Here is a 25613-nt window from a genome sequence, read left to right on the forward strand (position 1 = left end):
AAAAATTGCATTACGCTCTCCATGGCATACCAACATTCCCGGCACGGGGTTTTAGGCTATTAAGTTTGGTTAATCACTGTTCAGTTATAGCTACTTTTCGGCCGTATGCGCGGGTTCTTGAGCAGTTTGTTTGATTTATTGATCGGGATTTAGGGGTGTTTCTCATATCTGTAATATCAACGATTGCCGTGAGAACTGTTTGATTTCACCGGGCCTTTTCATTAAACTGCCGCGCCTCTGCTCGTACTGAGTAGAGTAAGTTGTGGTCGATTCTATAGATTGACCACGTTACTCCTTACCTTACTGGTCAGGCTTTAAGCCCTCCAGGAGGTTGTTAACCCGAAGGGAGCATTTATGCGCCATTATGAAATCGTTCTGCTGGTTCACCCAGACCAGTCTGAACAAGTACCTGCAATGGTAGAGCGTTACACTACCGTTGTAACCGAAGCAGGCGGTACCATTCACCGCAAAGAAGATTGGGGCCGTCGTCAACTTGGCTTCCCAATTCAGGATCTGCACAAGGCTCATTACATTCTGCTGAATGTTGAAGTTTCTGATGAAACTATTGATGACCTGAAAACCACTTTCCGTTTCAACGATGCTATCTTGCGCAGCATGGTTATTCGTCGTAAAGACGCAGTAACTGACGCTTCTCCAATGATGAAATCTGTTGAAGCAAAGAAAGCTAAAGATGAAGCTCAAGCCGCTGCTAACGCGCCACGCGCTGAAGCTGAAGAAGTTGAAACTGAAGCCGCTGATGACTCAGCGTCTGAAGAATAATAGGAGCACGTACTATGGCACGTTTTTTCCGTCGTCGTAAGTTCTGCCGCTTCACTGCAGAAGGCATTACTGAGATTGATTATAAAGATGTAGACCTGCTGAAAGGCTACATTACTGAAACTGGCAAGATTGTACCAAGTCGTATCACTGGTACCAGCGCTAAGTACCAGCGTCAGCTGGCCACTGCTATTAAGCGCGCTCGTTACCTTGCCCTGTTACCTTACACCGACGCTCATAAGTAAGAGCGAGTAGTAAGGGAGAACCTGGCATATGCTCGGCTTAGCTCGTTATGCGATGAAAAGCCCGCTGCATACCGGAGTTCTCGCAGCATTATTTGCTGCAACCCCATTGCTGTATTTTGTAAGTGCAGCATTGGTTGCTTTAACAACCTTAAGGCATGGCATCACCTACGGCACCCGCACTCTTTTGATGGCGATGGCCGGAGGCCTGGTCTCCTGGTATTTATCGGGGGTACCGTTGTCATTGTTGGTTTTGGTGCTGGTCACACTGTTGGCTGAAGTGCTGAAGGCAACACAGAGCTGGTCCCGAACATTGATTTTAGGGTCGGTTATCGGGCTGGTTTTAGCGTTTATCGCTCAGAACCTGTTCGCGGCGCAATTTGACAGCATTTTAGACGGCATTCAGCAGGTATTTATGACCAATGGTGCCGGCTCGGTTGAGTCTCAGTTGCTGGAAATGACCAGGGACTGGGTCGGGTTTATCCTGATCAGCTCTCAACTGGCGGAAGCAGTGCTTACGCTGCTGTTAGCGCGTTACTGGCAGGCCGGGCTTTATAACCCGGGTGGGTTGAAGGGTGAAATGCAGGCACTGCGTTTTACCCGGCAAGAGGTTGTGTTTTTGGTGGCTGCAGTGCTTGTATCGGTGCTGTATCTGCCCGGAGCGGTAATGCTGTTCGGTATTCCATTGGCCTTTGTCGGTATGGCACTGCTGCATGGAATTGTGACGAAATTAGGCTTGGGTGGACAATGGCTGGTCGCTTTATATATCGGTGCGGTCATGTTCATACAATTTATATTACCGTTGCTGGTTTTGGTCGTAATCGCGGACTCAATGATTGATCTTAAGTCGCGAATTCCAGAACGGACAAAATCAGATAACGAATGAGGTAAGCGAGATGGAAGTTATCCTGCTTGAAAAAGTTGGCAAAATGGGTGTTTTGGGCGATACCGTAAACGTAAAAAGCGGTTACGCACGAAACTACTTGATCCCTACTGGCAAGGCTGTGTTGGCAACGTCTGACAACACTAAGTTCTTTGAAGAGCGCCGTGCTGAGTTGGAAAAAGCTGAAGCTGAAAAACTGGCTGTTGCGCAAGAGCGTGCAGATCAGTTGGCTGAAGTTGAATTGACTGTTACTGCAAACGCTGGTGACGAAGGCAAACTGTTCGGCTCTATCGGTCCACGCGATGTTGCTGATCTGGTATCTGCTGCTGGTGTTGAGATTGAGAAGTCTCAGGTTAAAATGCCTGAAGGTCCAATCCGCGCTGTAGGTGAATACAACATTGCTGTTCAGCTGCACAGCGATGTAACCGGTTCGGTTCATCTGATCGTTGTTGCTGAAGCTTAATTGCATCAGCAAAGGCTGCCATCAGTGAAAACTGAGGCAGTTGTAAAAATAGCCTGGTTTAGTGCCGGGCTTTTTTTTGCCTGAAATTTGTGTCATACAGTTCAGTGTCAAATTGATGCATTTTAATTTCTGATGCGAGTAATGCCTTATCTGGTAAACTCGCGGTTCCCGTTTTTCAGATAGATAAAAGGTTTACCTGAATGGTAGATACGTTCGACGACGATATTCTTGCCCCGGAAGATGCCGAGCTGCAACAGATCAAAACACCGCCGCACTCGCTGGAGGCTGAGCAGTCCCTGCTGGGCGCGCTGATGGTCGACAATGCGCTGTGGGACAGTGTCGCCGATTCGTTGCTGCCGGACGATTTCTATCGCAACGAGCATCGCCAGATCTATCGCGCCATGGTCAGCCTTGCCGATGCCAGCTCGCCGATGGATGTGATTACCCTGGGCGAAAAACTGGAAACAGAAAAACTGCTGGAGTCGGTCGGTGGCATGGCCTACCTGATGGCACTGGCCGAGAATACCCCGTCGATCAGCAACCTGGTGGCATACGCCAGAATTGTTCAGGAACGCAGTGTCTTGCGTCAGTTGATCCGGGTGGCCGGCGATATCTCCGGTTCGGCATTTGACCCCGGCGGTCAGGATGTCGCCTCTATTCTCGATCAGGCTGAGCGTGCCGTTTTCAAGATTGCCGAAGATCGTCCAAGTCAGGGCGGGCTGGAGCATGTAAACCCGCTGGCCGATAAAGCGCTGGCCAGAATTGAAGAGCTGGCGAAACAGAATTCCGATATTGTCGGTGTTTCTTCCGGATTCTCTCAGTTGGATAAGGCCACCAAAGGCTTTAAAGGCGGTGAGCTGATTATTGTTGCCGCGCGTCCGGCGATGGGTAAAACCACCTTCTCAATGAACCTGGTGGAAGAGGCGATTATTAACCAGGATCAGGTGGTGGCGGTATTCAGCCTGGAAATGCCCTCGGAACAGTTGCTGAACCGTTCGTTCGCGTCACTGGGTAAGATCGATCTCGGTCGGGTCATTACCGGTAAGCTGGCGGATGATGATTACCCCAAGCTTGCCAAAGCTATTAACCTGCTGAAAGATAAAAAGCTGTTTATCGACGATACTGCCGGCCTTTCGCCTTCGGAGATCCGCTCTAGATTGCGTCGCCTGGCGCGTGAACATGGCGGTGTAGGCATGGTGATGATCGATTACCTGCAGCTGATGACCATTAAAGGCTTTACCGAAGGCCGTACCAATGAAATCTCAGAGATTTCCCGAACGCTGAAGGCGATTGCCAAAGAGTTTGATTGCCCCGTCATAGCGCTTTCCCAGCTGAACCGCTCGCTGGAACAGCGCCCCAACAAACGCCCGATTGCTTCCGACCTGCGTGAGTCGGGAGCTATTGAGCAGGATGCTGACCTGATTATGTTCATATACCGCGATGAGGTTTATAACGAGGACTCGCCGCAAAAAGGAACAGCCGAGATCATCATCGGTAAAAACCGTAACGGCCCGACCGATACGGTCCATCTGTCTTTCCAGGGGCAATATTCAAAATTTGCCGACCTGGCTCCGGACTATATGGCCGAATATGTCGGCGACTAATACGCATCCGCAGCACAGATAATTTTAGTAAAGGAGTCCGCTGCCTTATGACCCGTGGCACCAAGGCGCTAATCAGCGCGTCTGCGTTAAAAAATAATTTTCAGCGAGCTAAGCAGCTTGCACCCAATTCCCGTGTTTGGGCAGTGATCAAGGCTGATGCCTACGGCCATGGCTCGGTGGCTGTTGCCAATGTATTGCATGATGCCGATGGCTATGCCGTGGCGACACTTGGCGAGGCCAGAACTCTGCGTGCCGCGGGAATTAAATTGCCGATTCTGCTGCTGGCCGGTGTGACTCAGGCTGCGCACCTCTCAGAAGCTGCCGATAGCCAGCTGGAGTGTGTGCTGCATTGCCGTGAACAGCTGGCCTTTCTGGAGCGGCTCGATAGCCGTGAGACGCTCAAAGTTTGGTTGAAGCTGGATACCGGAATGCACCGGCTGGGCTTCTCACCGGAAGATTTACAGGAAGCGGTTTCCCATCTGGAGCAATGCGCGAACGTCGACGTGGTCGGTATTATGACGCACATGTGTTGTGCCGATGACCTTTCCCAACCGCAGATTACTGAGCGGCAACTGAAGGTGATTCGTGGCAGCCAGCACGAAGACAAGCAGATCAGCATTGCTAATTCCGCCTCGGTGATTAAGTGGCCGCAGACCCATGCCGATTGGGTGCGCCCGGGTATTATGCTTTACGGTGCTACACCCTTTGCAGATATCTCTGCCCGGGAGATTGGCCTGGCTGCGGCCATGACATTGGTTGCACCTGTTATCGCCATTAAACAGCTGGCCAAAGGCGAGAGTGTTGGCTACGGCATGCGCTGGACCGCCGGGCGCGATTCAGTTATTGCGACACTGGCGATCGGCTATGCCGACGGTTATCCACGGCATGCACCGGATGGCACGCCGGTTTGGCTGAATGGCAAGGTGGTTCCTTTATCCGGCCGCGTGTGCATGGATATGATGATGATTGATGTAACCGACTTGCCGGACGTTAAGGTGGGTGACCTGGCAGAGCTCTGGGGCGCGAACCTTCCTGTCGATGAGGTGGGTCGCTATGTCGATACTATTGGATATGAGCTGGTCACCCGAGTATCTCCTCGGGTCGAGCGGGAGATGGTTGAGTAATTGCTAACAAACCCCGCTTGTTGATCGATTATCCGAATGTATGACGCTTGTCGTTGTTAACGAGCCGTATAATTAATGAATCGCTGAGCGCTGTTCTATGCTGATATTTTAACAGCGCCCATGCGAATGATAATAAATATAAGGGGTTGGTTAGATGACTGTGAAATCCGTTGATGTTCTGTTAATCGGCGGTGGCGTAATGAGTGCCACGCTGGGTGTGTTGCTAAAGCAACTGGACCCTTCTTTAAGCGTTTTAATGCTGGAGAAGAACGAAAAGGTTGCCCAGGAAAGCTCCGATGGTTGGAATAACGCCGGTACCGGCCATGCCGCCTATTGTGAACTGAACTATACGCCAATGGCCGCCGATGGCAGTGTTGATATCTCCAAGGCTCTGAGCATTAACAGTGCCTTCGAGTTGTCTTTGCAATTCTGGTCTTACCTGGTAAACAAGCAATTCTTCCCGCAACCTCAACAGTTTATTAATCGCACCCCGCACATCAGCTTTGTTTGGGGCGCTGAAAACGTTGAGTTCCTGCGTAAGCGCTATGCTGAGCTCTCTGCTCACCATCTGTTCACTGAGATGGAATATACCGAAGACCGCGAAGTGATCGAGCAATGGATGCCTTTGATCCTGGCCGGCCGCGACCCTGATGAGCCTGTCGCCGCTACCCGTGTGGCGCACGGCAGTGATGTCGACTTTGGTGCGATAACCCGGAATCTGATTTTTAACCTGGAAAAGAGCAGTGGCTTTGAATTGCTGGTCAGCCACGAGGCTTTCGGTTTCCGCAAGCGTGGTGATGGCGCCTGGTCTGTGCGGGTAAAAGACCGCGTTGAAGGCAAAACCCTGTATGTGAAATCCAGGTTTGTGTTTATTGGTGGAGGCGGCGGCTCGCTGCCGCTGCTGCAGGGCAGTGGAATTGAAAACAGCATTGGCTATGGCGGCTTCCCGGTCAGTGGCCAATGGCTGGTGTGCAAAAAGCCGGAGATCGTTGAGCAGCATCATGCCAAGGTTTATGGCAAGGCAGCGATTGGTGCGCCGCCGATGTCCGTTCCGCATTTGGACACCCGTATTATTGATGGCGAGAAGGCATTGTTGTTCGGGCCTTTTGCCGGCTTTACCACGAAGTTCCTGAAGCAGGGCTCTTATCTCGATCTGCTGTGCTCGGTTCGGCCAAACAACCTGCTGCCGCTGATGCGCGTTGGCCTGCGCCATACCGATCTGACGCGATACCTGATCAGTGAGGCCCGGCTGAGTCATAAACAGCGGGTTGAATCGCTGCGCAATTACTTCCCGAATGCCAGTGATGAAGACTGGCATCTGGCGATAGCCGGCCAGCGTGTGCAGATTATCAAAAAAGATGAAGCGTTGGGTGGCAAGCTGGAGTTTGGTACCGAGGTGATCGTGGCAGACGATAAAAGCCTGGCCGCGCTGCTGGGCGCATCACCGGGCGCGTCTACTTCCGTTGAGGCGATGCTGAGTGTTCTGGAACGCTGCTTTCCGGAGCAGCTGGAAACGGAGGCATGGCAGGCAAAACTGAGTGAGATGATCCCGTCTTATGGTGAGTCATTAGTGGAAAATTCAACGTTATTGGCAGATGTGCGCAAGTACACCCTCAGCTCACTGGGCTTAAGTTAATTAAGAAGGGCATAGATCAAATTTTTGGTGCCTAACGTACATTTTTTGAAAATTCTATATATGGTATTATCTTTGCAGAAACCGGCCAATTGGTCGGTTTTCTTGTTTCTGGAGACCAGAAAACATGACCGAATGGTTTATTTTTGTGCCGCTGCGTCCGTTCGCGCAGGGGTGAAGCACTCAATTAATGCACTGCAGCAACCCATATCACTAGGAACTTTCTGAATGTTAGAAAAACTTTTTAAGTTAAAAGAAATGGGTACGGATGTTAAAACTGAAGTACTCGCTGGATTATCTACCTTCCTGACAATGGCATACATCATCGCTGTTAACCCAGGTATTTTATCAGCGACCGGTATGCCTTTTGATGCGGTGTTTGTTGCAACCTGTATCGCTGCTGCCTTTGGTTCCGCTGTGATGGGTTTGTGGGCTAACTATCCGGTCGCTTTGGCACCGGGCATGGGTTTAAATGCCTTCTTCACCTTTGGTGTGGTTCTGGGTATGGGTCAAAGCTGGGAAATCGCATTAGGCTGCGTATTCTGGTCCGGTATCCTGTTTATTCTGCTGAGTGTATTTAAGGTGCGCGAGTGGATCATTAACGCCATTCCGAGTTCTTTGAAAACCTCTATTTCTGTCGGTATCGGCTTATTCCTGGCGCTGATCGCGATGCAGAGCTCAGGCATCATCGTGAATAACGACGCTGTTTTGGTTGGTCTGGGTGATGTTTCCTCGCCTTCAGTCCTGCTGACCTTCCTGGGTCTGGCAATCATTGTTGCACTGCACCAGCGTCAGATTCTGGGCTCGGTTGTGATCGGTATGGCGGTAGTGACCATCATCGGTGCCTTTATTGGCCTGGTACATTTCCCTGAAGGTGGCTTGGTTAAGGCGCCTTCCGGCCTTTCGGCCACCCTGTTTAAGTTCGATCCGATCGGTGCACTGGAAGCCGGTCTGTTTGCCGTGATCTTCGCCTTCCTGTTCGTCGACCTGTTCGATACCTCCGGTACGCTGGTTGCGGTAGCAGACAAGGGTGGCCTGATGGATAAAGACGGCAAACTGCCTCGCCTGGGCCGTGCGCTGATGGCGGACAGTTCTGCTTCTGTTGTCGGTTCGCTGTTGGGTACCTCGACGACCACCAGTTATATTGAAAGTGGTGCGGGTATCGCGTCTGGCGGCCGCACCGGTTTAACGGCTGTAACTGTGGCGGTGCTGTTCCTGCTGGCTCTGTTCTTCTCGCCTGTGGCCCAGATGATTCCGGTGTTCGCAACCTCAGCAGCTCTGCTGTACGTTGCTGTATTGATGGTGTCTTCTTTCGCGAAGATCCACTGGGATGACATGACTGAAGCGGCACCGGCAGTGATTACGGCGGTGATGATGCCTCTGACGTACTCCATTGCTGAAGGCATTGCGATTGGTTTCATCAGCTACGCGGTTATCAAGCTGATTTCTGGCAAGGGCAAAGACGTAAACATCAGTGTTTATGTGATTGCGGCATTGGCCGTTCTGAAGTTTATCTGGTTATAAGTTGAAAAACTTTCAATAACTAAGATAATTCAGCCGTTAAAAGGAGCCTGCTGGCTCCTTTTTTAATGCTATAAAAAACTACACGCTTAAAAATACAGGATCTTCCATGTTCGACCCTAAGCCCTACATTCGTACCGTGCCAGACTGGCCAAAAAGTGGTGTTCAGTTCCGCGATATCACCACCCTGTTTTCAGACAAAAAAGCCTTCCGTCAGCTGGTGGATGCATTCGTACATCAGTATATGGATGTTGAGTTTGATGCTGTTGTTGGCATTGATGCCCGTGGCTTTATTCTTGGGTCGCCAATAGCCTATGAATTAAACAAGGCTTTCATTCCGGTGCGTAAAAAAGGCAAATTGCCGTTTGCGACCCTTGAAGAGTCGTACGACCTGGAGTACGGCCAAGCCGAAATCCAGATTCATGCCGATGCCCTGAAGCCGGGCGAAAAAGTACTGGTCATTGATGATCTGATTGCCACCGGTGGAACGCTCGAGGCTTCCTGTAAGCTGGTCACCCGTCTGGGTGCTGAAATTGTCGAATGTGCAGCCATTGTTGATTTGCCAGATTTAGGCGGCAGTAAAAATCTGAAGGATCAGGGCATTAGCGTGTTCAGTCTTTGTCAATATGAAGGTGATTAATCAGCGATATTTCGATTAGTGACTTTAACGAATAAATAAAAGTGATGCGGCATGAATTACCTGTTTGAAACCTTGGCTGATGATCGCTGGCTCCGTGCTATTACTGAGCACGTTGATAGTGGCGTGCTTACGGCACTGGAAGATTTTTTAATCGAGCAGCAGCGCAGTGGTAAGGACATTTACCCGGCAAAGGAAAACTGGTTTCGTGCCCTGAATACCGTGCCCGTTGATAAAGTGAAAGTTGTTATTTTAGGGCAGGATCCCTATCACGGCCCTAATCAGGCGCACGGATTTTCATTTTCTGTGCCGGGCGATACCCGTTTGCCGCCAAGCTTGAAAAATATTTTTCAAGAACAGCAGCAGGATTTAGGAATCCACAACAGCTCCGGAGATTTGTCTGCCTGGGCACAGCAGGGTGTGCTGCTATTGAACTCGGTTTTAACGGTAGAGAAGAGTTCTGCCGGCAGTCATGCCAAAAAAGGCTGGGAGCAGGTAACCGATGCAGTCATCGAAGCATGCAATGAAAATGAATCGCCAATTGTGTTTTTATTGTGGGGCGCATACGCAATAAAAAAACAATCACTTATAACGAATAAAAAACATCTGGTTTTAACCAGTGCCCATCCTTCGCCGCTCTCCGCGCATCGTGGCTGGTTTGGTTGCGGTCACTTTTCAAAAACAAATCAGTATCTTGAAACATTCAACCTCTCGCCAATCGACTGGCAATTAAACAGTCAGCCGCAGAAAACTTTTTCATTTTAGTCTTGTCCGACTAATGTTCGGTGCGAAAACTTTCGCGCCCTATTTAATGCTGAACTAAGCTAATTCAAGTACCGCTAATTTACGGTTTGCCGAAGGCAACGGCGATAAGCGGTTTCAACTTTAGAGTTGTTGATTAGGTATGCATGTCTTTTATCCGCTTCGTCGGTAAAAGGTTACTCTGGCATAAGACGTGCAAAAAGAGTTATTCAACAGCTTAACGCATGTTTAGGAGGGCCGGATGGATCTATTTAAACATTACCAAGAGCGGTATGAATCAAAACGCCACGAAGAGTACAGCCTAGAAGAGTATCTGGATCTTTGTAAAAAAGACCCACTTACCTACGCCTCGGCGCCCGAGCGAATGCTCGCAGCGATTGGCCAGCCGGAGGTGATCGATACCTCCCGCAACCCAAGCCTGAGCCGAATTTTTTCCAACAAAGTTATTCGCAGGTACCCAGCCTTTGCTGAGTTTTATGGCATGGAAGAACCGATTGAACAGATCGTTTCTTATTTTCGTCATGCGGCTCAATCTCTGGAAGAAAAGAAACAGATTTTGTATTTGCTGGGCCCGGTAGGTGGCGGTAAGTCATCGCTTGCGGAACGACTGAAAGCCTTGATGGAAAAAGTACCGTTTTACGCCATTAAGGGGTCTCCCGTCTTTGAAACGCCTTTGGGGCTGTTTGACCCGGCAGAAGACGCAGATTTGCTATTGGATAAATACAACATACCGGCCCGCTATCTGGGGAGTGTCATGTCTCCCTGGGCGGTAAAACGCCTGCATGAGTTTGGTGGCGATATCAGCAAGTTCCGCGTTGTTAAGCTGTATCCTTCTATTATTGATCAGATCGGTATTGCCAAAACGGAGCCGGGTGACGAAAACAATCAGGATATTTCAGCACTGGTTGGTAAGGTGGATATTCGTCAACTGGAAGACTTCCCGCAAAACGACCCGGATGCCTATGCATTCTCCGGTGCGCTCTGTAAGTCTAACCAAGGCCTTATGGAGTTTGTGGAGATGTTTAAAGCTCCAATTAAGGTTTTGCACCCCTTACTGACCGCAACTCAGGAGGGTAACTACAACGCTACCGAGGGCATGAGTGCGATCCCGTTCAGTGGAACCATTCTGGCGCACTCGAACGAATCTGAATGGCAGCAGTTCAGAAACAACCGCAACAACGAAGCATTTCTGGACCGTGTTTACATTGTGAAAGTACCGTATTGTTTACGTGTTTCTGAAGAGGTTTCTATTTATCAGAAACTGCTGGAAAACAGTTCTCTGCGTGAATCACCCTGTGCACCGGATACACTGAAAATGCTGGCCCAGTTCTCTGTGCTGTCGCGTTTGGATGTTCCTGAAAACTCCAACCTATTCTCCAAAATGCGTATTTATGATGGTGAAAACCTGAAGGATACCGATCCAAAAGCCAAAACCATTCAGGAATATAAAGATGCCGCCGGTGTGAACGAAGGCATGGAAGGCCTGTCGACTCGATTCGCCTTTAAGATTCTTTCCAAGGTGTTTAACTTTGACCCAACCGAGGTGGCGGCGAACCCGGTCCACCTGCTTTATGTTCTGGAAGAGCAGATTGAACAGCAGCAGTTCCCGCAGGAATCACAGGATCGCTACTTAAGTTACCTGAAAGAGTATTTGGCGCCCCGTTACATTGAGTTCATCGGTAAGGAAATTCAGACGGCTTATCTGGAGTCCTATTCAGAATATGGCCAGAATATCTTTGACCGTTACGTTACCTATGCAGATTTCTGGATTCAGGATCAGGAATACCGAGACCCGGAAACCGGTGAAATTCTGGATCGCGGTGCACTTAATGACGAGCTGGAAAAAATTGAAAAGCCTGCCGGTATTTCCAATCCGAAAGACTTCCGTAATGAAATCGTTAACTTTGTGTTAAGGGCGCGTGCCAATAATGATGGCCGCAATCCGAACTGGCAGAGCTACGAAAAATTGCGTGCAGTTATTGAGAAGAAAATGTTCTCAAATACGGAAGAATTACTGCCGGTGATCTCTTATACGGCTAAATCCTCTAAAGACGACGAAAAGAAACATGCCGATTTTGTGAATCGCATGATTGAACGCGGTTATACCGAAAAACAAGTCCGCTTGTTGAGCGAATGGTATTTGCGGGTTCGTAAGTCGTCGTAGTCGAGGTAAGACTATGATCAATACCTATGTAGTTGACCGCCGCTTGAACGGCAAGAATAAGAGCGCGGTCAATCGAAAGCGGTTTTTAGAGCGTTATAAAAAACACATCAAGCGAGCTGTGAATGATGCTGTAAATAACCGCTCTATAACCGATATGGAGCACGGTGAATCCATTTCCATTCCGGGTCAGGATATCCGTGAACCGGTGTTTGGCCACGGAAAGGGTGGCAAGCGCAATTATGTAAATCCGGGCAATAAAGAGTTTGTATCCGGAGATATGATTGAAAAGCCCAAGGGCGGTGAAGGCCAGGGTGGTGGTAATCAGGCCTCCAATTCCGGCGAAGGGATGGATGAGTTCACCTTCAATATCACTCAGGATGAGTTTCTTGAATTTCTGTTTGAAGATCTGGAACTGCCGAATCTGGTACGTAAAGAACTGAAGTCGATGGACGACTTTGTTTATCGTCATGCCGGCTTTACCAATGTCGGTGTGCCGGCAAAGATTAACGTGGTGCGCACACTGAAAAATTCTCACGCCCGCCGCATTGCCTTGAGTGGTAAGGCACGGCGAAGGCTGAAGGAGGTGACCGCGCTGATCGATGAGGAAGAACAGAAGGATCGCTCGTTAAGGAACGAAGCCTATCTGGAAGATCTGATCATCGAAAAGGAAAAGCTGCACAATAAAATCACCCGAATGCCGTTTATTGATGATTTTGACCTGCGCTATAACCTGAGCATGAAGGAGCCAACCCCAAGTAATGCCGCGGTGATGTTTTGCCTGATGGATGTTTCCGGCTCAATGACGCAGCAGACCAAAGATATGGCCAAGCGCTTTTTCCTGTTGCTCTATATGTTTTTGCGGCGCAATTACGAAAAGATCGAGGTTGTCTTTATCCGGCACCACACCAGTGCCAAAGAAGTGGATGAAGAAGAGTTCTTCTACAGCCGTGAAACGGGCGGCACCATTGTTTCTTCCGCATTGAAGAAAATGCAGGAAATTGTCGATGAGCGTTATCCGGCCAGTGCATGGAATATCTACGCTGCACAGGCTTCAGACGGCGACAACTGGAATGATGACTCGCCGATCTGCCAGAAAATACTGGAGCGTGATCTTTTACCGAAGGTTCAGTACTTCTCCTACATTGAAATAACACCACGAGCCCATCAGGCGCTGTGGCAAGCCTATGATGAAGTTCGTTCCCGGCATCCGGATGCCTTTGCGATGGAACAGATCATCGATCAAGCAGATATTTTCCCGGTATTCCGGCAGCTGTTTCAGAGGAAATCGTCATGACAGAAAAGGTGACTTCAGGCCAAAGCGAAAGGCATGACCCTATTACGGCGTCCAGTGAATGGACCTTTGAGTTCATTCAGGAGTTCGACAGGGTGATTGGCAACATCGCACTGGAATACCGGCTGGATACCTACCCCAATCAGATTGAAATTATCAGCTCTGAACAGATGATGGATGCCTATTCATCCGTGGGTATGCCGGTTGGGTATAATCACTGGTCGTTCGGTAAGCAGTTTTTGCAGACCCAGAATAACTATAAGCGCGGCTTTATGGGCCTGGCTTATGAAATTGTCATTAACTCAAACCCCTGCATTGCCTATTTGATGGAAGAAAACACCATGGCCATGCAGGCTCTGGTGATCGCGCATGCCTGCTATGGGCATAACTCCTTCTTCAAAAATAATTACCTGTTTAAAACCTGGACAGACGCAACGGCCATTATTGATTATCTGGTCTTTGCCAAGAATTATGTCTCTCAGTGTGAAAACCGCTACGGCGTCAGCACGGTGGAAACCTTCCTCGATTCCTGCCATGCGCTGCAGAACTACGGTGTAGACCGCTATAAGCGACCTTCGCCGATTTCAGCAGCAGAAGAAGCGAACCGGCAGCAGGAGCGTGAAGATTACATGCAGCAGCAGATTAACCTGCTGTGGCGTACCATTCCGACAAGCAAGCCGCAGGAGCAGGTGCAGCAGCGCTCTGGGTTCCCGGCCGAGCCGGAAGAAAACCTGCTCTACTTTATCGAGAAGAATGCGCCCCTGCTGGAGCCCTGGCAGCGTGAGCTGGTACGGATAGTGCGTAAGATCGGCCAGTATTTTTATCCGCAACGTCAGACTCAGGTTATGAACGAAGGTTGGGCCAGCTTCTGGCACTACACGCTAATGAATACCCTGTACGACCGTGGTTACGTTAACGAAGGCTTCATGATCGAGTTTCTGAACAGCCATGCCTCGGTTGTTTATCAGCCGCCGTATGATTCGAAGTATTACTCCGGCATTAACCCTTACTGCCTGGGCTTTAATATGTTCAGGGATATTCGCCGCATGTGCGAGGAACCAACGGAGGAAGATTACGCCTGGTTCCCGGATGTTGCCGGCAAGAACTGGCTGGATACCGTTCACTTTGCGATGGAGAACTTTAAAGACGAAAGCTTCATCCAGCAGTATCTGTCTCCGAAGGTCATGCGCGATATGCGCCTGTTCTGTGTCTTTGATGATGAGAACCGTGACGAATATGAGATTGCCGCCATTCACGATGAAATGGGCTATGAAAAGGTTCGCGCGGCATTGGCTGAGCAATATAACCTGAGTACCCGCGAACCGAACATTCAGGTGGTGAACGTTGACCTGAAAGGTGATCGCTCACTTACCCTGCGTCACACCCGTCACAACAATGTTCCGCTGAATGACGAGTGTGAAGAGGTTCTGAAGCACGTCTACCGCCTTTGGGGGTTCGATGTTCACCTGGAGTCGGTCCAGGGCGATGAAGTGAAAAACCTCTATCACATGCCTGTCCGGCCAAAAACTGAAGAAGAGAAAAATCTCGAGAACTTAAAGTACGTTTAAGCTGTCCAATGGGGTGTCCATCTGATGCAAAGCAGCTTTGCATCAGGTGCTTGGTGTCTGGCGGTTAATTAAGTAGTATCCTGTCTCAACTAAAGCAAAATCTATCAATAAAACACCGAGTAATTCGGATCTACGTCGGGCTTAGAGCGGCCCAGATATGAACGAATTGCCTCGCATAGACGCGACAGGGTCTGAATGGAAACGGTCAGGCCTCCCGTATTTGGAAAGGTGAACAATGTTACAAGACTCTTTAGGGCGCAGGTTCTTTTACCTTCGTCTTTCTGTGACCGATGTATGCAACTTTAAGTGCAGCTATTGCCTGCCGGATGGCTATCAGGGTAAGCCTGATGAAAGCTTTCTGACAGCGAATGAGCTTGAGTCTGCAGCCCGTGGCTTTGCGGCCATGGGGACCAAAAAGATCCGCCTGACCGGTGGTGAACCCTCTATTCGTAAAGACTTTAATGAAATCCTTTCCCGTATTGGCGGCATTCCCGGTATTGAAACACTGGCAGTCACGACCAACGGTTATCGTCTGCCTCAGCGCGTGGCCAGTTGGGCCAAAGCCGGTCTTAATCAGCTGAACGTATCCATCGATTCTTTCGATGCCGCTGAATTTCATCGCATTACCGGCCACAACCGGCTGGAAGAAGTGCTGGAGGGTGTTCGCGAGGCTAAATCACTGGGGCTGAAGGTTAAGGTGAACTCGGTGCTGATGCGCGGAGTCAACGATGATCTGGACGCGACGCTGAACTGGCTGAAAACCAATCCGGTGACCCTGCGCTTTATCGAGGTGATGGAAACGGCAGATCAGCAGGTTTTCTTCCGTCAGTATCATCTCAGTGGTGAGTCAATTCGCACCAGACTGCTGCAACAGGGCTGGCAGCCGATCATTCGCGGCGTTGCCGCAGGCCCGGCTCAAGAGTTCTGGCATCCCGATTATGCCGGCCGAATCGGCCTGATCATGCCTTACAGCAAAGATTTCTGCGCCAGTTGCAACCGTCTTCGTATTTCCAGTCTGGGTAAGCTGCATCTGTGTCTGTTCTCGGAACAGGGTATCGATGTTCGCCCTTACCTTCAGGATGGTGTGGCTACTGAAGAGCTGGTGCAGGCAGTGACCCACCATCTCTCCGGCAAGGTGGCTGGCCACCGGCTGGTCGACCACGAAAGTGGAGGCACTGCTAATCTGAGTCAGATTGGTGGCTGATATGACAACGGCTGTTTTGATTCTCAGTGGTGGCCGCAGCCGCCGTATGGGGCAGGATAAAGCTCAGTTGCCGCTTGAAGGCTTGCCCCTGCTGCAATGGCAAAAAAACCGTCTGCAGCAGGCAGGTTTTCAGGTAATACATGGTATTGCTGATAATTTCCCCGGTTATCTGGGGCCGTTGGCGGGTATCGAAGCGGCATTAACCAAGCACCCGGAAATTCAGCGCTGGTTGGTGTTACCGGTCGATATGCCCAGCCTTTCTGTAGAGGCTCTGCACGGTTTGCTGAATGCGCAACCGATTGATGCCGCCGTTATCAGCTATAAAGACCAACCTTTCCCCTTGTTGATTCGACAACCAGAGCAGGCGGTTGCTGTTCTGCAGCGCTGGCTTGTGGATGCAAATGGCCGCCGTTCGGTGAGGGCTCTCATTGATCAGCTCGGCACTGAAAGTGCGGCAATGCCGTTAAACAACGAACAATTCAATAATATAAACACGCCAGAGCAATGGCGTCAGTTTAAAGAGGTAGAACTAACGTGAGTCACGCAGCTAAAGAATTTGAATCACTGAACATTGCCGTACTGACCGTTTCAGATACGCGTGATGAATCCAACGATACATCCGGTAAGTTTCTGGTCGACAGCGCCCTTGAAGCCGGCCATAAGATCAGTGAAAAACGCATAGAGAAAGACGACATCTTTCAGATCCGTTATCAGGTGTCCAAGTGGATCGCCAGTGAAGATACCCAAGTGGTTCTTATTACCGGCGGTACCGGCTTTACCAGCCGCGATTCCACACCAGAGGCTGTATCGGTGCTGTTTGAAAAAGAGGTTGAGGGCTTTGGAGAGCTATTCCGTAAAATTTCCTTTGATGAAATTGGTACCTCGACTATTCAATCCCGGGCGGTTGCCGGGTTGGCCAACGGTACTTTGATCGCCTGTATGCCGGGCTCAACCGGAGCCTGCAGAACCGCCTGGAGCGGTATTCTGAAAGAGCAGCTCAACGCTACCCATAAGCCCTGCAATTTTGTAATGCACCTGAAACAAGCAACGGCAGACCTGTGCGAGAGCCGGTCATGAGTGAGTTCAGCCACATTTCTTCCAATGGCGAAGCCAATATGGTGGATGTGACCGGTAAGGCCGTTACCACCCGTGAAGCATTGGCGGAAGCCTTTGTGTACATGAACGAGGAGGCGATCTCGCTGATACAGCGTGGCGATCACCACAAGGGTGATATTTTCGCTGCAGCACGTATTGCCGGCATTCAGGGCGCCAAAAAAACGGCCGATCTGATCCCGCTCTGTCATCCGCTGATGTTGACGAAGGTTGCAGTCGATCTGGAACTGCAGGCCGCAGAAGGCCGGGTGCGCATAGAAACCCGTTGCAAACTGGATGGTAAAACCGGCGTTGAAATGGAGGCGCTGACGGCGGCATCGGTTGCCTCACTTACTCTGTTTGATATGTGCAAGGCGGTTGATCCGGGGATGAGAATTGAAGGTTTGCGTGTCCTGAAGAAAACAGGCGGTAAAACCGGCTTGTGGAGTGCGTAGTATGAATACAATCACGGTTAAATTTTTTGCCCGTTTACGCGAACAGTCAGGCGTTGATGCAATGGATCTGGAAATTGGTGATATGACCAAGCTTTCTGAGCTGATTGCCCAGCTACAGGATCAGCATCAGGATTGGACTATCCTGCAACAGAAAAACCTGATGGCGGCTGTGAATCATTCGATGATTACTGATGACTGCCTGTTGGCTGCAGGGGATGAGGTCGCGCTGTTTCCACCAGTGACAGGGGGCTGACAGTGGATTTTATTAATATCCAGAATGAAGATTTCAATGTTCAGCAGCAGTATGATGCGCTCAGCCAGTCTAATACACGCGATGGCGCTGTGGTGCTGTTTGTTGGCCGTGTGCGGGATTTCAACGAAGGTGAGCAGGTCACTGAAATGGTGCTGGAGCACTATCCCGGTATGGCCGAAAAATGCCTGGAAGATATAGTGGCCAAAGCGCGTGAACGCTGGGATATTAATCGCGTTCGGGTGATTCATCGGGTCGGCCTGTTAAGCCAGTCAGATCAGATTGTATTGGTGGGCACGTCCAGTCCGCATCGCGGCAGTGCCTTTGCTGCTGCGGAATTCATTATGGATTATCTGAAAACCGACGCGCCCTTCTGGAAGAAAGAAATTTCTGATCAGGGTGAACGCTGGGTTGAAGCCCGCAACTCCGATGAAACGCAAAAAAAACGATGGCAATGACCATCGTTTGCGAGATTTGCTTAGATCCTAGATCCTAGATCCTAGATCCTAGATGCTAGATGCTAGATGCTAGATGCTAGGATCTAGAGACTAGCATCTGGCATCTAGAAACTAGCATCTTACGTCTCACATCTCACATCTCACATCTCACATCTCACATCTTACGTCTCACATCTCACGCCTTACCATTCACTCCTAATACGACAACGCCCCATAGAACGCGATTACCGCCGAGATAGAGCACAGTATTAACAGCAGTGGGCGGAAGCGGGTATCAACCCAGCCGCGCAAATGTATGCCGGCGTAGAAGCCCGCCAGGCCTGCCGGTATAAACGACAGGCCCGTCAGCCACAGCTCACGCGTGATAATGCCCATCATCTGATAGATCACCAGTGAAAGCAGGCAGGAATAGCCAAAGTAAACCGAGAGGTTCGCTCGGGTGTTATTGCTGGCGCCGTGTTGCATCACCAAAGCCATCGGTGGACCGCCAATGGCTGTCGTAGAGCCGGTGAACCCGGAGATCAAACCGGCAATCGACATACTGGTCACTGTTGATTTAAAGGGTTTGGCGAACGCGGTAATCAGGATGGCAATCAGAACCATGCTGGCGACCATCAGCTGCAGAACCTGATGAGGCACCTGTGTGAGGACCCAGGCACCGAGAATGGTGCCGGGAATTCGGCTGATCATCGGTGGGGTGATGAGTTTCCATTCTACGTTGTTTCTCAGGTTCCAGGCGTTTCTGATGCTGAGCGCCAAAACTACAATGGTGAGAATGACGGGAACCCATTCTGGCTTGAACAGCACAATAATCGGAGCGGCAACAACGGCCATACCAAAACCCAATGCCGTTTGAATTGCACAACCCAGAAATATAACAAAGGCACTCAGGCACCAGTAAAGGTCGATCATTGATGAAATCCTTGGAAAAAAGCTAGCTTATCTTTGATAGTGCAGGCAGACAATATTTCCCTGAGTGCACAACTGTATAAAAATGTCGCAACTCTGTTGCAACTTTCGTGCGAAATCGTTAAAAACGCCCTTTATTTGTTCGGAGCGCGTCAGTGAAAAGGCTGTTAGAAAATTTATTGGGTGTGGTTTCAATGCTGGCACTCGGCATTCACACCATTTTGTTAAGTGTATTGGTTTTATCCTGCGCGCTGGCACGTCTTTTATTGCCGGAAAACCTGGGCCGAAAGCTGGTAGGGCCGGCTATTATCTTTGTTTCCAGTATCTGGTTGCGCGGCATCCTTTGGTGGCTGAATACCTTTCAGCGCATTGAATGGGATATCGAGAATGAAGTTGAGCTTTCTATGGATCAGTGGAACATGGTGATCTCCAACCATCAGAGTTGGGTGGATATTTTCGCTCTGTTCCATGTGTTACTGGGGAAAATTCCGCTGTTGAAGTTTTTCATCAAGAAAGAGCTGGCCTGGGTGCCGATTGTCGGGCAGGCCTGGTGGGCCTTGGATTACCCCTTCATGCAGCGCCATTCACGGGCTGAAATAGCCAAGAACCCGCAAAAGGCAACAGATGACCTTGAAGCCACCAAAAAGGCTTGTAAGCGGTTTTCCTATACCCCGACCAGTGTGGTGAACTTTCTGGAAGGTACCCGCTTTACGCCGGAAAAATATTCCCGTCAGAAAGCACCCTACAAAAATTTGTTGCGCCCGAAAGCAGGCGGTATTGCCTTCGCCATTCAGGCGCTGGGTGAGCGTTTCTCTTCTGTGATCGATACCACCATCGTTTATCACGATCATCGGCCAAGCTTCTGGGATATGGCCTGCGGCCGGGTGGGTAAGGTGACGGTTCATATGCGCCATATTGATATTCCCAAGCAATTTGTCGACATGGATTACATGAATAATCGTGAAGACAAGAAGGCGTTTCAGGGCTGGCTGCACGGGGTTTGGCTGGAAAAAGATGCGCTGATCGATGAGATTGCTAAGAAGGGTTAAGCGCCCGGCAACAAAAAAGGCACTTTAACAGTGCCTTTTTTGTACCTGTGATTAGTTCAGGTGCGCCTGATCGATTTATAAATGAAAGGCAATAAGACTAAACCGGCCACCACACCGGAAATTAAACCCCCGATATGTGCCGCGTTATCAATCGGCAGAACCAGCCCTAATACCAGGTTCAAGGCTAATATCCCACCCACCGATTTTAACCAGTAATTTCTCACACGCGGCTCAAACAGGTTGCTTAACAGCAGTACTATAAAAATACCGAATAACCCAAAGATGGCTCCCGATGCGCCGGCGCTGATGACGTTATCGTTCAGCCAGTAGCTGGCAAAGTCCGCTGATATACCGGTTGCAATGTAGGCAATCAAAAATTTCACATGGCCAAGAATCGGCTCCAGCAGGCGGCCTAAAAACAACAGTGAAATGCAGTTGAATAGCAGGTGTGCCACGCTCAGGTGCAGAAATACGCTGCTCAGCAGCCGCCACCATTGGCCCTGATCGACTAAGGGGTGAAAGTTGGCACCCAGCAACAGCAGGCTTTGGTTGGAAAAGTGCGTAAAGGAAAGATTAATAACGCACAACACCAGAAAAACGACAACGTTGATCAGCGCCAGTGCAGGGCTAACCTTAAAACCCGGGCCGGGGGTCCATAACAGCATAGAAGTTCTCTTCAATTGAAAGCATTGATATATATGGCGTCCATAGCCCGGTATTCAAGCCTTTCGGCACGTCTGCCTGCCGGGCTATTAGAAAATCCCGCTAATTTTGCTATATTAGCGCGTTAGATTTTTGTTCAGAGATGATCATGAAGCCAGTTCGCAGTAAAAAAGACATGCAGTCAGAACTTGAAGCTCAAGTTCAGGCGTTTGTTGCGAGTGGCGGAAATATTAATCAGGTTGAACGTGGCAAGAGTGGTTTAGACCACGAGAAGCCCTGGATTAACCCCTTTAAATCCGGCGAGACGGAAAAATCTCCTCCGCGAACGCCTGTTCCGGATGTCATTGCGGCCATCGATGCCCGCAAATCCCCCAAGAAAAACAAGCCAAAACGCCGCAGTAAGCCCACCAAGAAGTGGATTCTGGATGATTTTGGTGAGCCTGTGCGCTGGGTCTGGTCCGACGAAAGTTAGGCTTCTCAGCAGTTGTTTTTTCTTTTTTCGAATTAATTACTCCGAATAGCACAGAGAAGGTCATCTGATGTCGGTAATCTGTAAGCACTATGAATGGATGACTTGACACTTCGCTTAAGCAAGAGCAAGTTATTGCAGCTGTGGTCTTATCGGTCAGGAAATTGATAAGCCTCATCAGAAATCATAGAACCTTATTTTGCGTTAGAGTTCGTCAGTAACTCCGCAAAAGCAAAAGGCACTGTTTGTTCAATACGCAGATGAATAATGGAATTAGATCGGAGATATATATGAACATTTGGAAGGCAACTTCTGTAAGCCTGTTGGCCGCCTCAATTGCGCTTTCTGGCTGTGCATTAAACGGCACTCAATACGAAGAGGATAAAGAATACAAGCTGACTATCCTGCATACTAACGACCATCATGGCCGTTTCTGGCAGAGCAGCCGTGGCGAGTATGGCATGTCTGCCCGTATGACCCTGGTAAACCAGATCCGTGAAGAGGTTGCGGCAGAAGGCGGCGAAGTACTGTTGTTGTCTGGCGGTGATATTAATACCGGTGTACCAGAATCAGACTTACAGAATGCAGAACCAGATTTCAAAGGTATGGCTCTGATGGGTTACGACGCAATGGCCGTTGGTAACCACGAATTCGATAACGCCCGTGACGTGCTGATGCAGCAGGCTGAGTGGGCTGGCTTCCCATTCCTTTCAGCGAATATCTTCTATAAAGATTCCAGCAAGACCTTGTTCCCGGCCTACGAAATGTTCGAAGTAATGGATAACCGCATTGCTATCGTTGGTTTCACAACCGAAGACACCGTTAAAATCGGTAACCCGGAATACACCGCCGATCTGGACTTCAAAACTCCGGTAGAAGTTGCACAAACACTGATTCCAAAATTACAGAAAAAGTCTGATCTGGTGATTGCCGTGACTCACATGGGTCACTATGCCGATGGCGCCTACGGTGGTAATGCGCCGGGCGATGTGACACTGGCTCGTTCAGTTGATGGTATCGACGTAATCGTTGGTGGCCATAGCCAGGTGCCATTGTTTGAGCCTGATGTACAAAACGGTACTCTGATTCTTCAGGCCCATGAATGGGGCAAATATGTAGGCCGTTTGGACCTGACCATCAAAAATGGTGACATCGTTGAATACGATTACCGCCTGATCCCGGTTAACCTGAAAGACCGTGTTGAAGATGCCGAAGGCAATCGAAGCTACGTTCTGCGTGAAGCTGAAATCGCTCAGGATCTGGAAATGCTGGCCATGTTGTCTCCATACCAGAAGAAAGGTTCCGAGGCGATCAACGTTGTAGTCGGCAGCTCCGATGGTGACTTCATTGGCGAGCGTTCTGTTGTACGCAGCAACCCGACTAACCTGGGTGCGTTGATTGCTAAAGCTCAGATGGTTAAGGCAAATGCAGACCTGGCTATCATGAACTCCGGTGGTATCCGTGCTGATCTGGAAGGTGGCGAGATCACTTACAAAGACGTACTGACGGTACAGCCTTTTGCCAACATCCTGAGCTACGTTGACCTGAGCGGTGAAGAGCTGATGGAATACCTGAAAGTTGCGGCTTCTAAAGAAGCAGGCAGCGGTGCATTTGCACAGTTCTATGGTGTTGATATCACTATTGCCGGTACTGAGCTGAAAGAAGCGACTATTGCTGGTAAAGCGATTGATCCTGCCGGTACTTACCGCCTAGCGATCAACTCGTTCATGGCTTCCGGTGGTGACGGTTACCCTAAAGTGAGCGATCACCCGAACTACGTAAGCTCTGGCTTCGTCGATGCTGATCTGCTGGTTGATTTCATTCAACAGAACAGCCCACTGTCTATCAGTGATTTCGAGCCGGTAAACGTGACTCGTATGTAAATCAGTGATTCTGAAGCGAACCGGGCTCTGCCCGGTTTTTTTATGGCTAAAATTTGCACTGTTCGAAAGAACTCTGCGTCGGCATGGCGGTAAAATTTCCGCTTCAGTCAAAGGCAACGGAGGTTTGAGTGCCGATTCGTGAGATGACCAAACAGGATTTCCTGGCCTTTTGGCCATGCTTTAAAGAAACCCTATCGCTTCAGGAAACCTATGCCTTTGATCCGCAGATGCCGATAGATGTTGCCTACAGCCTCTGGTGCGAAAGTCCGGATAAAACCTTTGTCTATGAAAGGGCCGGTAAGGTGGTTGGCAGTTACTACATCAAAAAGAATGCAGAGGGCCCGGGCAGCCATGTGTGCAACTGTGGTTATATGGTAGCGAAAGAATCGCGTGGTCTGGGCATTGCCCGAAAGATGGCGGAACACTCCTTTGATCAGGCGCGTCAATCGGGCTTCCGTGCAATGCAGTTCAACTCGGTGGTGTCGACCAACGAAGCCGCTGTGTTGTTGTGGCAGAAGCTCGGCTTCACTATAGTGGGCACCCTACCTAAGGCTTACCAACACCGGACCAAAGGCTTGGTTGATACCTTTGTGATGCATAAATTTTTGTAGCGAGAAAAGCGGGAGCGGAGCAGTGCGCAGCGAAAAACAAAAAATGCTGGCCGGCGAGATGTATGACCCGGGCGATTCTGAACTGCGCGCTATGCGTAAAGCGGCCCGCCTTAAATTCGAGGCTTACAATAAAACGTCTATTAACGAACGGCTGGAACGAGCCCGATTACTGAAAGAACTACTCGGTAGCACGGGTAAGCGTGTCTATATTGAACCGATTTTTAGCTGCGATTACGGCAGCAATATTCATGTCGGTGAAGATTTTTACGCAAACTTTGGCTGCGTTATTTTAGATGTTTGTGAGGTGCGCATCGGCAAGAACTGCATGCTGGCGCCTCAGGTTGGCATCTATACGGCCAGCCATCCGCTTGAACCTGCAGCGCGTAACAGCGGCAAAGAATTCGGTAAGCCGGTGACCCTGGGTGATAACTGCTGGGTTGGCGGTCACGCGGTGATTAATCCCGGCGTCACCTTGGGCAATAACGTGGTGGTTGCATCCGGCGCCGTGGTGACAAAAAGTTTTGCAGATAACGTTGTGCTGGCCGGCAACCCGGCTCGGGTCATTAAAACCATTGATGTTAATAACTGAACAGAACCAGGAAGAAGTACGTCATTGATGCAAACATTTAAACTGCCATTACTGAAAGATCACCATACTCACCCCACCATTGGTGCGGCCTTTACCGGTGGTATTAATATCCGCAATATTGAACAGAAATCTGAGGTTATCCGGCTGATTCAGGCCAGCACTGAACAACTGACGGTTGTCTTTGGCTGGAACAGCAGTGCCTTCCGGTTTACAGAGGCAGAGCTGGAAACCCTGCCGCCGGTAGTCATTTGCAACCTGTCGTTACATGGCTTTCTGTTGAACAGCGCTGCAAAACAACAATTAGAGCCTGACTATCCGGAAATCGTCGCCAATATCGATAACCCGGTTTGGATGGAAGCGAACATCTATACCATTCTGAAATTTCTCGCCAATATTCAGCCATTCAGTGAACAACGTATTCGCGATTTCTTCGAACAACAGCTGTTGCCGCTGGGGGTTTGGTATGCAGAAGATATGCTGCTGCCGCACAAAGACTTAATTCACTTGCTCGAGCAAATGGGCTATGCCGAACGCACCCGATTCTGGGCGGATGAATCGATTCTGAAAACGCTGACACCCGATGAACTCGGTAAAATCGCCGGTATTAAACTCTTTACCGATGGCGCTATTGGTGCCAGTACCGCGGCTATATCTCAGCCCTTTCTCAGTGGTGAAGAGGGCGTGCTTATCTTCAGTGACGCAGAGCTTTATCTGAAGATGCAGCAGCTTGGTCAGTACCGCTTACCCTTTGCCATTCATGCCATCGGCGATGTTTCGACGCGTCAGGTCGTGAACACGCTGGCCAGGTTAAGAGCCGAGGATGCAGCCTTTCCGGCTGTGCGCATGGAGCACTGCCAGTTCATTGATAAAGACGTCGCTGTAAAAGCAAAAGCTCTGGGAATGGTGCTTTCCATGCAGCCAAACTTTAACTCCGATTCCATCCATTATGCGGATCGTTTGCCGCAACCATTTTTAAGCCGTAATAACCCGTTCCGAATGCTCATTGATGAGGTTGGCTTCGTCCCCGGTGTGGACCTGCTGTTCGGCTCCGACGGTATGCCGCATGGTGCAGAATATGCGCTGCAGCAGGTGCTGTTTCCGCCTTTTCCGGCGCAGGCGTTGACTGTTGACGAATTTCAGCAGGGCTATTGTTTGCCTTCTATGGCGCAGGGGTACATTGAGGTCGCCGTTGATGAGCTGCAAAAAACCGTCTCTGTAGATGTGTATCCGGCCCGTTGAGCGGCATTCCGTACAGATTCTTGCTGGCAATTCTGCAGTGGGTCTTTAGAATCCCTTCAGGAATGAAAACGCC

At 49.8% G+C, this 25613-nt stretch carries 27 protein-coding genes and 1 riboswitch; of the genes, 25 read left to right on the forward strand and 2 right to left on the reverse strand.

Annotation, left to right across the window (positions count from 1 at the left end; translation table 11 throughout):
* The first annotated feature begins 354 nt into the window (after nucleotides 1-354).
* The 19 genes from rpsF to moaE all read left to right on the forward strand — a co-directional run bounded on the left by rpsF (nucleotide 355) and on the right by moaE (nucleotide 18128).
* Complete coding sequence (gene rpsF, locus BCF53_RS12400; RefSeq protein WP_132702054.1) at nucleotides 355-780, forward strand: 30S ribosomal protein S6; 426 nt, start codon at nucleotides 355-357, stop codon at nucleotides 778-780.
* Nucleotides 781-794: 14 nt separating this feature from the next.
* Nucleotides 795-1022 (forward strand): 30S ribosomal protein S18, encoded by a 228-nt coding sequence (rpsR, locus tag BCF53_RS12405; protein ID WP_132702055.1) that lies wholly within the window; start codon nucleotides 795-797, stop codon nucleotides 1020-1022.
* A gap of 28 nt (nucleotides 1023-1050) precedes the next feature.
* On the forward strand, nucleotides 1051-1905 hold the full coding sequence (locus BCF53_RS12410; RefSeq protein WP_132702056.1) for a hypothetical protein: 855 nt from the start codon (nucleotides 1051-1053) through the stop codon (nucleotides 1903-1905).
* Between the two features lie 10 nt (nucleotides 1906-1915).
* Complete coding sequence (gene rplI, locus BCF53_RS12415) at nucleotides 1916-2365, forward strand: 50S ribosomal protein L9 (protein ID WP_132702057.1); 450 nt, start codon at nucleotides 1916-1918, stop codon at nucleotides 2363-2365.
* Between the two features lie 200 nt (nucleotides 2366-2565).
* Nucleotides 2566-3969: a replicative DNA helicase gene (gene dnaB, locus BCF53_RS12420; protein ID WP_132702058.1), complete on the forward strand. Its 1404-nt coding sequence runs from the start codon at nucleotides 2566-2568 to the stop codon at nucleotides 3967-3969.
* Between the two features lie 47 nt (nucleotides 3970-4016).
* On the forward strand, nucleotides 4017-5093 hold the full coding sequence (gene alr / locus BCF53_RS12425) for an alanine racemase (RefSeq protein ID WP_132702059.1): 1077 nt from the start codon (nucleotides 4017-4019) through the stop codon (nucleotides 5091-5093).
* Between the two features lie 154 nt (nucleotides 5094-5247).
* Nucleotides 5248-6729: a malate dehydrogenase (quinone) gene (mqo, locus tag BCF53_RS12430; protein ID WP_132702060.1), complete on the forward strand. Its 1482-nt coding sequence runs from the start codon at nucleotides 5248-5250 to the stop codon at nucleotides 6727-6729.
* Nucleotides 6730-6954: 225 nt separating this feature from the next.
* Nucleotides 6955-8250 carry an NCS2 family permease gene (locus BCF53_RS12435; RefSeq protein ID WP_132702061.1) on the forward strand — a complete coding sequence of 432 codons (1296 nt, stop codon included), beginning with the start codon at nucleotides 6955-6957 and terminating at the stop codon, nucleotides 8248-8250.
* 106 nt (nucleotides 8251-8356) lie between these two features.
* Nucleotides 8357-8887, forward strand: coding sequence for an adenine phosphoribosyltransferase (locus tag BCF53_RS12440; RefSeq protein ID WP_132702062.1), 531 nt, complete (start codon nucleotides 8357-8359; stop codon nucleotides 8885-8887).
* A gap of 51 nt (nucleotides 8888-8938) precedes the next feature.
* Nucleotides 8939-9649 (forward strand): uracil-DNA glycosylase, encoded by a 711-nt coding sequence (ung, locus tag BCF53_RS12445; RefSeq protein WP_132702063.1) that lies wholly within the window; start codon nucleotides 8939-8941, stop codon nucleotides 9647-9649.
* Nucleotides 9650-9887: 238 nt separating this feature from the next.
* Complete coding sequence (locus BCF53_RS12450) at nucleotides 9888-11810, forward strand: PrkA family serine protein kinase (protein WP_132702064.1); 1923 nt, start codon at nucleotides 9888-9890, stop codon at nucleotides 11808-11810.
* Between the two features lie 13 nt (nucleotides 11811-11823).
* Complete coding sequence (locus BCF53_RS12455; protein WP_132702065.1) at nucleotides 11824-13104, forward strand: YeaH/YhbH family protein; 1281 nt, start codon at nucleotides 11824-11826, stop codon at nucleotides 13102-13104.
* Nucleotides 13101-14669 (forward strand): SpoVR family protein, encoded by a 1569-nt coding sequence (locus BCF53_RS12460; protein ID WP_132702066.1) that lies wholly within the window; start codon nucleotides 13101-13103, stop codon nucleotides 14667-14669. Before BCF53_RS12455 ends, BCF53_RS12460 begins: the two co-directional genes overlap by 4 nt.
* Nucleotides 14670-14769: 100 nt before the next feature.
* Nucleotides 14770-14916: riboswitch (molybdenum cofactor riboswitch) on the forward strand.
* A complete protein-coding gene (gene moaA / locus BCF53_RS12465) occupies nucleotides 14905-15873 on the forward strand; it encodes a GTP 3',8-cyclase MoaA (protein WP_132702067.1) in 969 nt (322 codons plus the stop codon). It overlaps the preceding riboswitch by 12 nt.
* A gap of 1 nt (nucleotide 15874) precedes the next feature.
* Nucleotides 15875-16411, forward strand: coding sequence for a molybdenum cofactor guanylyltransferase (mobA, locus tag BCF53_RS12470; protein ID WP_132702068.1), 537 nt, complete (start codon nucleotides 15875-15877; stop codon nucleotides 16409-16411).
* Nucleotides 16408-16950, forward strand: coding sequence for a molybdenum cofactor biosynthesis protein B (moaB, locus tag BCF53_RS12475; protein ID WP_132702069.1), 543 nt, complete (start codon nucleotides 16408-16410; stop codon nucleotides 16948-16950). Before mobA ends, moaB begins: the two co-directional genes overlap by 4 nt.
* The gene (gene moaC, locus BCF53_RS12480) at nucleotides 16947-17420 is read left to right on the forward strand and encodes a cyclic pyranopterin monophosphate synthase MoaC (protein ID WP_132702070.1); all 474 of its coding nucleotides are present in this window, start codon (nucleotides 16947-16949) and stop codon (nucleotides 17418-17420) included. The genes moaB and moaC overlap by 4 nt, the downstream gene beginning before the upstream one ends.
* Before the next feature lies 1 nt (nucleotide 17421).
* Nucleotides 17422-17673, forward strand: a complete 252-nt coding sequence (moaD, locus tag BCF53_RS12485; protein ID WP_132702071.1) for a molybdopterin converting factor subunit 1 — start codon at nucleotides 17422-17424, stop codon at nucleotides 17671-17673.
* A 2-nt stretch (nucleotides 17674-17675) separates the two neighbouring features.
* Nucleotides 17676-18128: a molybdopterin synthase catalytic subunit MoaE gene (moaE, locus tag BCF53_RS12490; RefSeq protein WP_132702072.1), complete on the forward strand. Its 453-nt coding sequence runs from the start codon at nucleotides 17676-17678 to the stop codon at nucleotides 18126-18128.
* A gap of 195 nt (nucleotides 18129-18323) precedes the next feature.
* Here the strand turns inward: moaE and BCF53_RS12495 are convergent, their stop codons facing one another.
* A complete protein-coding gene (locus BCF53_RS12495; protein ID WP_132702073.1) occupies nucleotides 18324-19040 on the reverse strand; it encodes a sulfite exporter TauE/SafE family protein in 717 nt (238 codons plus the stop codon).
* 152 nt (nucleotides 19041-19192) lie between these two features.
* Between BCF53_RS12495 and BCF53_RS12500 the strand changes: the two genes are divergently transcribed.
* The gene (locus tag BCF53_RS12500) at nucleotides 19193-20086 is read left to right on the forward strand and encodes an acyltransferase (RefSeq protein WP_243645828.1); all 894 of its coding nucleotides are present in this window, start codon (nucleotides 19193-19195) and stop codon (nucleotides 20084-20086) included.
* A gap of 56 nt (nucleotides 20087-20142) precedes the next feature.
* On the opposite strand, the gene BCF53_RS12505 is transcribed toward BCF53_RS12500, so the two are convergent.
* Nucleotides 20143-20751 (reverse strand): rhomboid family intramembrane serine protease, encoded by a 609-nt coding sequence (locus tag BCF53_RS12505; protein WP_132702074.1) that lies wholly within the window; start codon nucleotides 20749-20751, stop codon nucleotides 20143-20145.
* A gap of 146 nt (nucleotides 20752-20897) precedes the next feature.
* On the opposite strand from BCF53_RS12505, the gene BCF53_RS12510 reads away from it, so the two are divergent.
* The 5 genes from BCF53_RS12510 to BCF53_RS12530 all read left to right on the forward strand — a co-directional run bounded on the left by BCF53_RS12510 (nucleotide 20898) and on the right by BCF53_RS12530 (nucleotide 25540).
* Complete coding sequence (locus tag BCF53_RS12510; protein ID WP_132702075.1) at nucleotides 20898-21221, forward strand: hypothetical protein; 324 nt, start codon at nucleotides 20898-20900, stop codon at nucleotides 21219-21221.
* Between the two features lie 287 nt (nucleotides 21222-21508).
* Nucleotides 21509-23101, forward strand: coding sequence for a bifunctional UDP-sugar hydrolase/5'-nucleotidase UshA (gene ushA, locus BCF53_RS12515; protein ID WP_132702076.1), 1593 nt, complete (start codon nucleotides 21509-21511; stop codon nucleotides 23099-23101).
* A 143-nt stretch (nucleotides 23102-23244) separates the two neighbouring features.
* Complete coding sequence (locus tag BCF53_RS12520) at nucleotides 23245-23712, forward strand: GNAT family N-acetyltransferase (protein ID WP_132702126.1); 468 nt, start codon at nucleotides 23245-23247, stop codon at nucleotides 23710-23712.
* A gap of 22 nt (nucleotides 23713-23734) precedes the next feature.
* Entirely contained in the window at nucleotides 23735-24301 is a 567-nt protein-coding gene (locus tag BCF53_RS12525) for a sugar O-acetyltransferase (protein WP_132702077.1), read from the forward strand.
* Nucleotides 24302-24328: 27 nt separating this feature from the next.
* Nucleotides 24329-25540, forward strand: coding sequence for an amidohydrolase family protein (locus BCF53_RS12530; RefSeq protein ID WP_132702078.1), 1212 nt, complete (start codon nucleotides 24329-24331; stop codon nucleotides 25538-25540).
* Nucleotides 25541-25613: the final 73 nt, after the last annotated feature.

It is taken from the genome of Reinekea marinisedimentorum (genome assembly GCF_004341165.1).
Taxonomy (GTDB): domain Bacteria; phylum Pseudomonadota; class Gammaproteobacteria; order Pseudomonadales; family Natronospirillaceae; genus Reinekea; species Reinekea marinisedimentorum.

Bases quoted from the DNA above. Each gene is read 5' to 3' on its own strand.
- rpsF (WP_132702054.1), top strand. From the start codon at position 355: ATGCGCCATTATGAAATCGTTCTGCTGGTTCACCCAGACCAGTCTGAA.
- rpsR (WP_132702055.1), top strand. From the start codon at position 795: ATGGCACGTTTTTTCCGTCGTCGTAAGTTCTGCCGCTTCACTGCAGAA.
- BCF53_RS12410 (WP_132702056.1), top strand. From the start codon at position 1,051: ATGCTCGGCTTAGCTCGTTATGCGATGAAAAGCCCGCTGCATACCGGA.
- rplI (WP_132702057.1), top strand. From the start codon at position 1,916: ATGGAAGTTATCCTGCTTGAAAAAGTTGGCAAAATGGGTGTTTTGGGC.
- dnaB (WP_132702058.1), top strand. From the start codon at position 2,566: ATGGTAGATACGTTCGACGACGATATTCTTGCCCCGGAAGATGCCGAG.
- alr (WP_132702059.1), top strand. From the start codon at position 4,017: ATGACCCGTGGCACCAAGGCGCTAATCAGCGCGTCTGCGTTAAAAAAT.
- mqo (WP_132702060.1), top strand. From the start codon at position 5,248: ATGACTGTGAAATCCGTTGATGTTCTGTTAATCGGCGGTGGCGTAATG.
- BCF53_RS12435 (WP_132702061.1), top strand. From the start codon at position 6,955: ATGTTAGAAAAACTTTTTAAGTTAAAAGAAATGGGTACGGATGTTAAA.
- BCF53_RS12440 (WP_132702062.1), top strand. From the start codon at position 8,357: ATGTTCGACCCTAAGCCCTACATTCGTACCGTGCCAGACTGGCCAAAA.
- ung (WP_132702063.1), top strand. From the start codon at position 8,939: ATGAATTACCTGTTTGAAACCTTGGCTGATGATCGCTGGCTCCGTGCT.
- BCF53_RS12450 (WP_132702064.1), top strand. From the start codon at position 9,888: ATGGATCTATTTAAACATTACCAAGAGCGGTATGAATCAAAACGCCAC.
- BCF53_RS12455 (WP_132702065.1), top strand. From the start codon at position 11,824: ATGATCAATACCTATGTAGTTGACCGCCGCTTGAACGGCAAGAATAAG.
- BCF53_RS12460 (WP_132702066.1), top strand. From the start codon at position 13,101: ATGACAGAAAAGGTGACTTCAGGCCAAAGCGAAAGGCATGACCCTATT.
- moaA (WP_132702067.1), top strand. From the start codon at position 14,905: ATGTTACAAGACTCTTTAGGGCGCAGGTTCTTTTACCTTCGTCTTTCT.
- mobA (WP_132702068.1), top strand. From the start codon at position 15,875: ATGACAACGGCTGTTTTGATTCTCAGTGGTGGCCGCAGCCGCCGTATG.
- moaC (WP_132702070.1), top strand. From the start codon at position 16,947: ATGAGTGAGTTCAGCCACATTTCTTCCAATGGCGAAGCCAATATGGTG.
- moaD (WP_132702071.1), top strand. From the start codon at position 17,422: ATGAATACAATCACGGTTAAATTTTTTGCCCGTTTACGCGAACAGTCA.
- BCF53_RS12495 (WP_132702073.1), bottom strand. From the start codon at position 19,040: ATGATCGACCTTTACTGGTGCCTGAGTGCCTTTGTTATATTTCTGGGT.
- BCF53_RS12505 (WP_132702074.1), bottom strand. From the start codon at position 20,751: ATGCTGTTATGGACCCCCGGCCCGGGTTTTAAGGTTAGCCCTGCACTG.
- BCF53_RS12510 (WP_132702075.1), top strand. From the start codon at position 20,898: ATGAAGCCAGTTCGCAGTAAAAAAGACATGCAGTCAGAACTTGAAGCT.
- ushA (WP_132702076.1), top strand. From the start codon at position 21,509: ATGAACATTTGGAAGGCAACTTCTGTAAGCCTGTTGGCCGCCTCAATT.
- BCF53_RS12520 (WP_132702126.1), top strand. From the start codon at position 23,245: ATGACCAAACAGGATTTCCTGGCCTTTTGGCCATGCTTTAAAGAAACC.
- BCF53_RS12530 (WP_132702078.1), top strand. From the start codon at position 24,329: ATGCAAACATTTAAACTGCCATTACTGAAAGATCACCATACTCACCCC.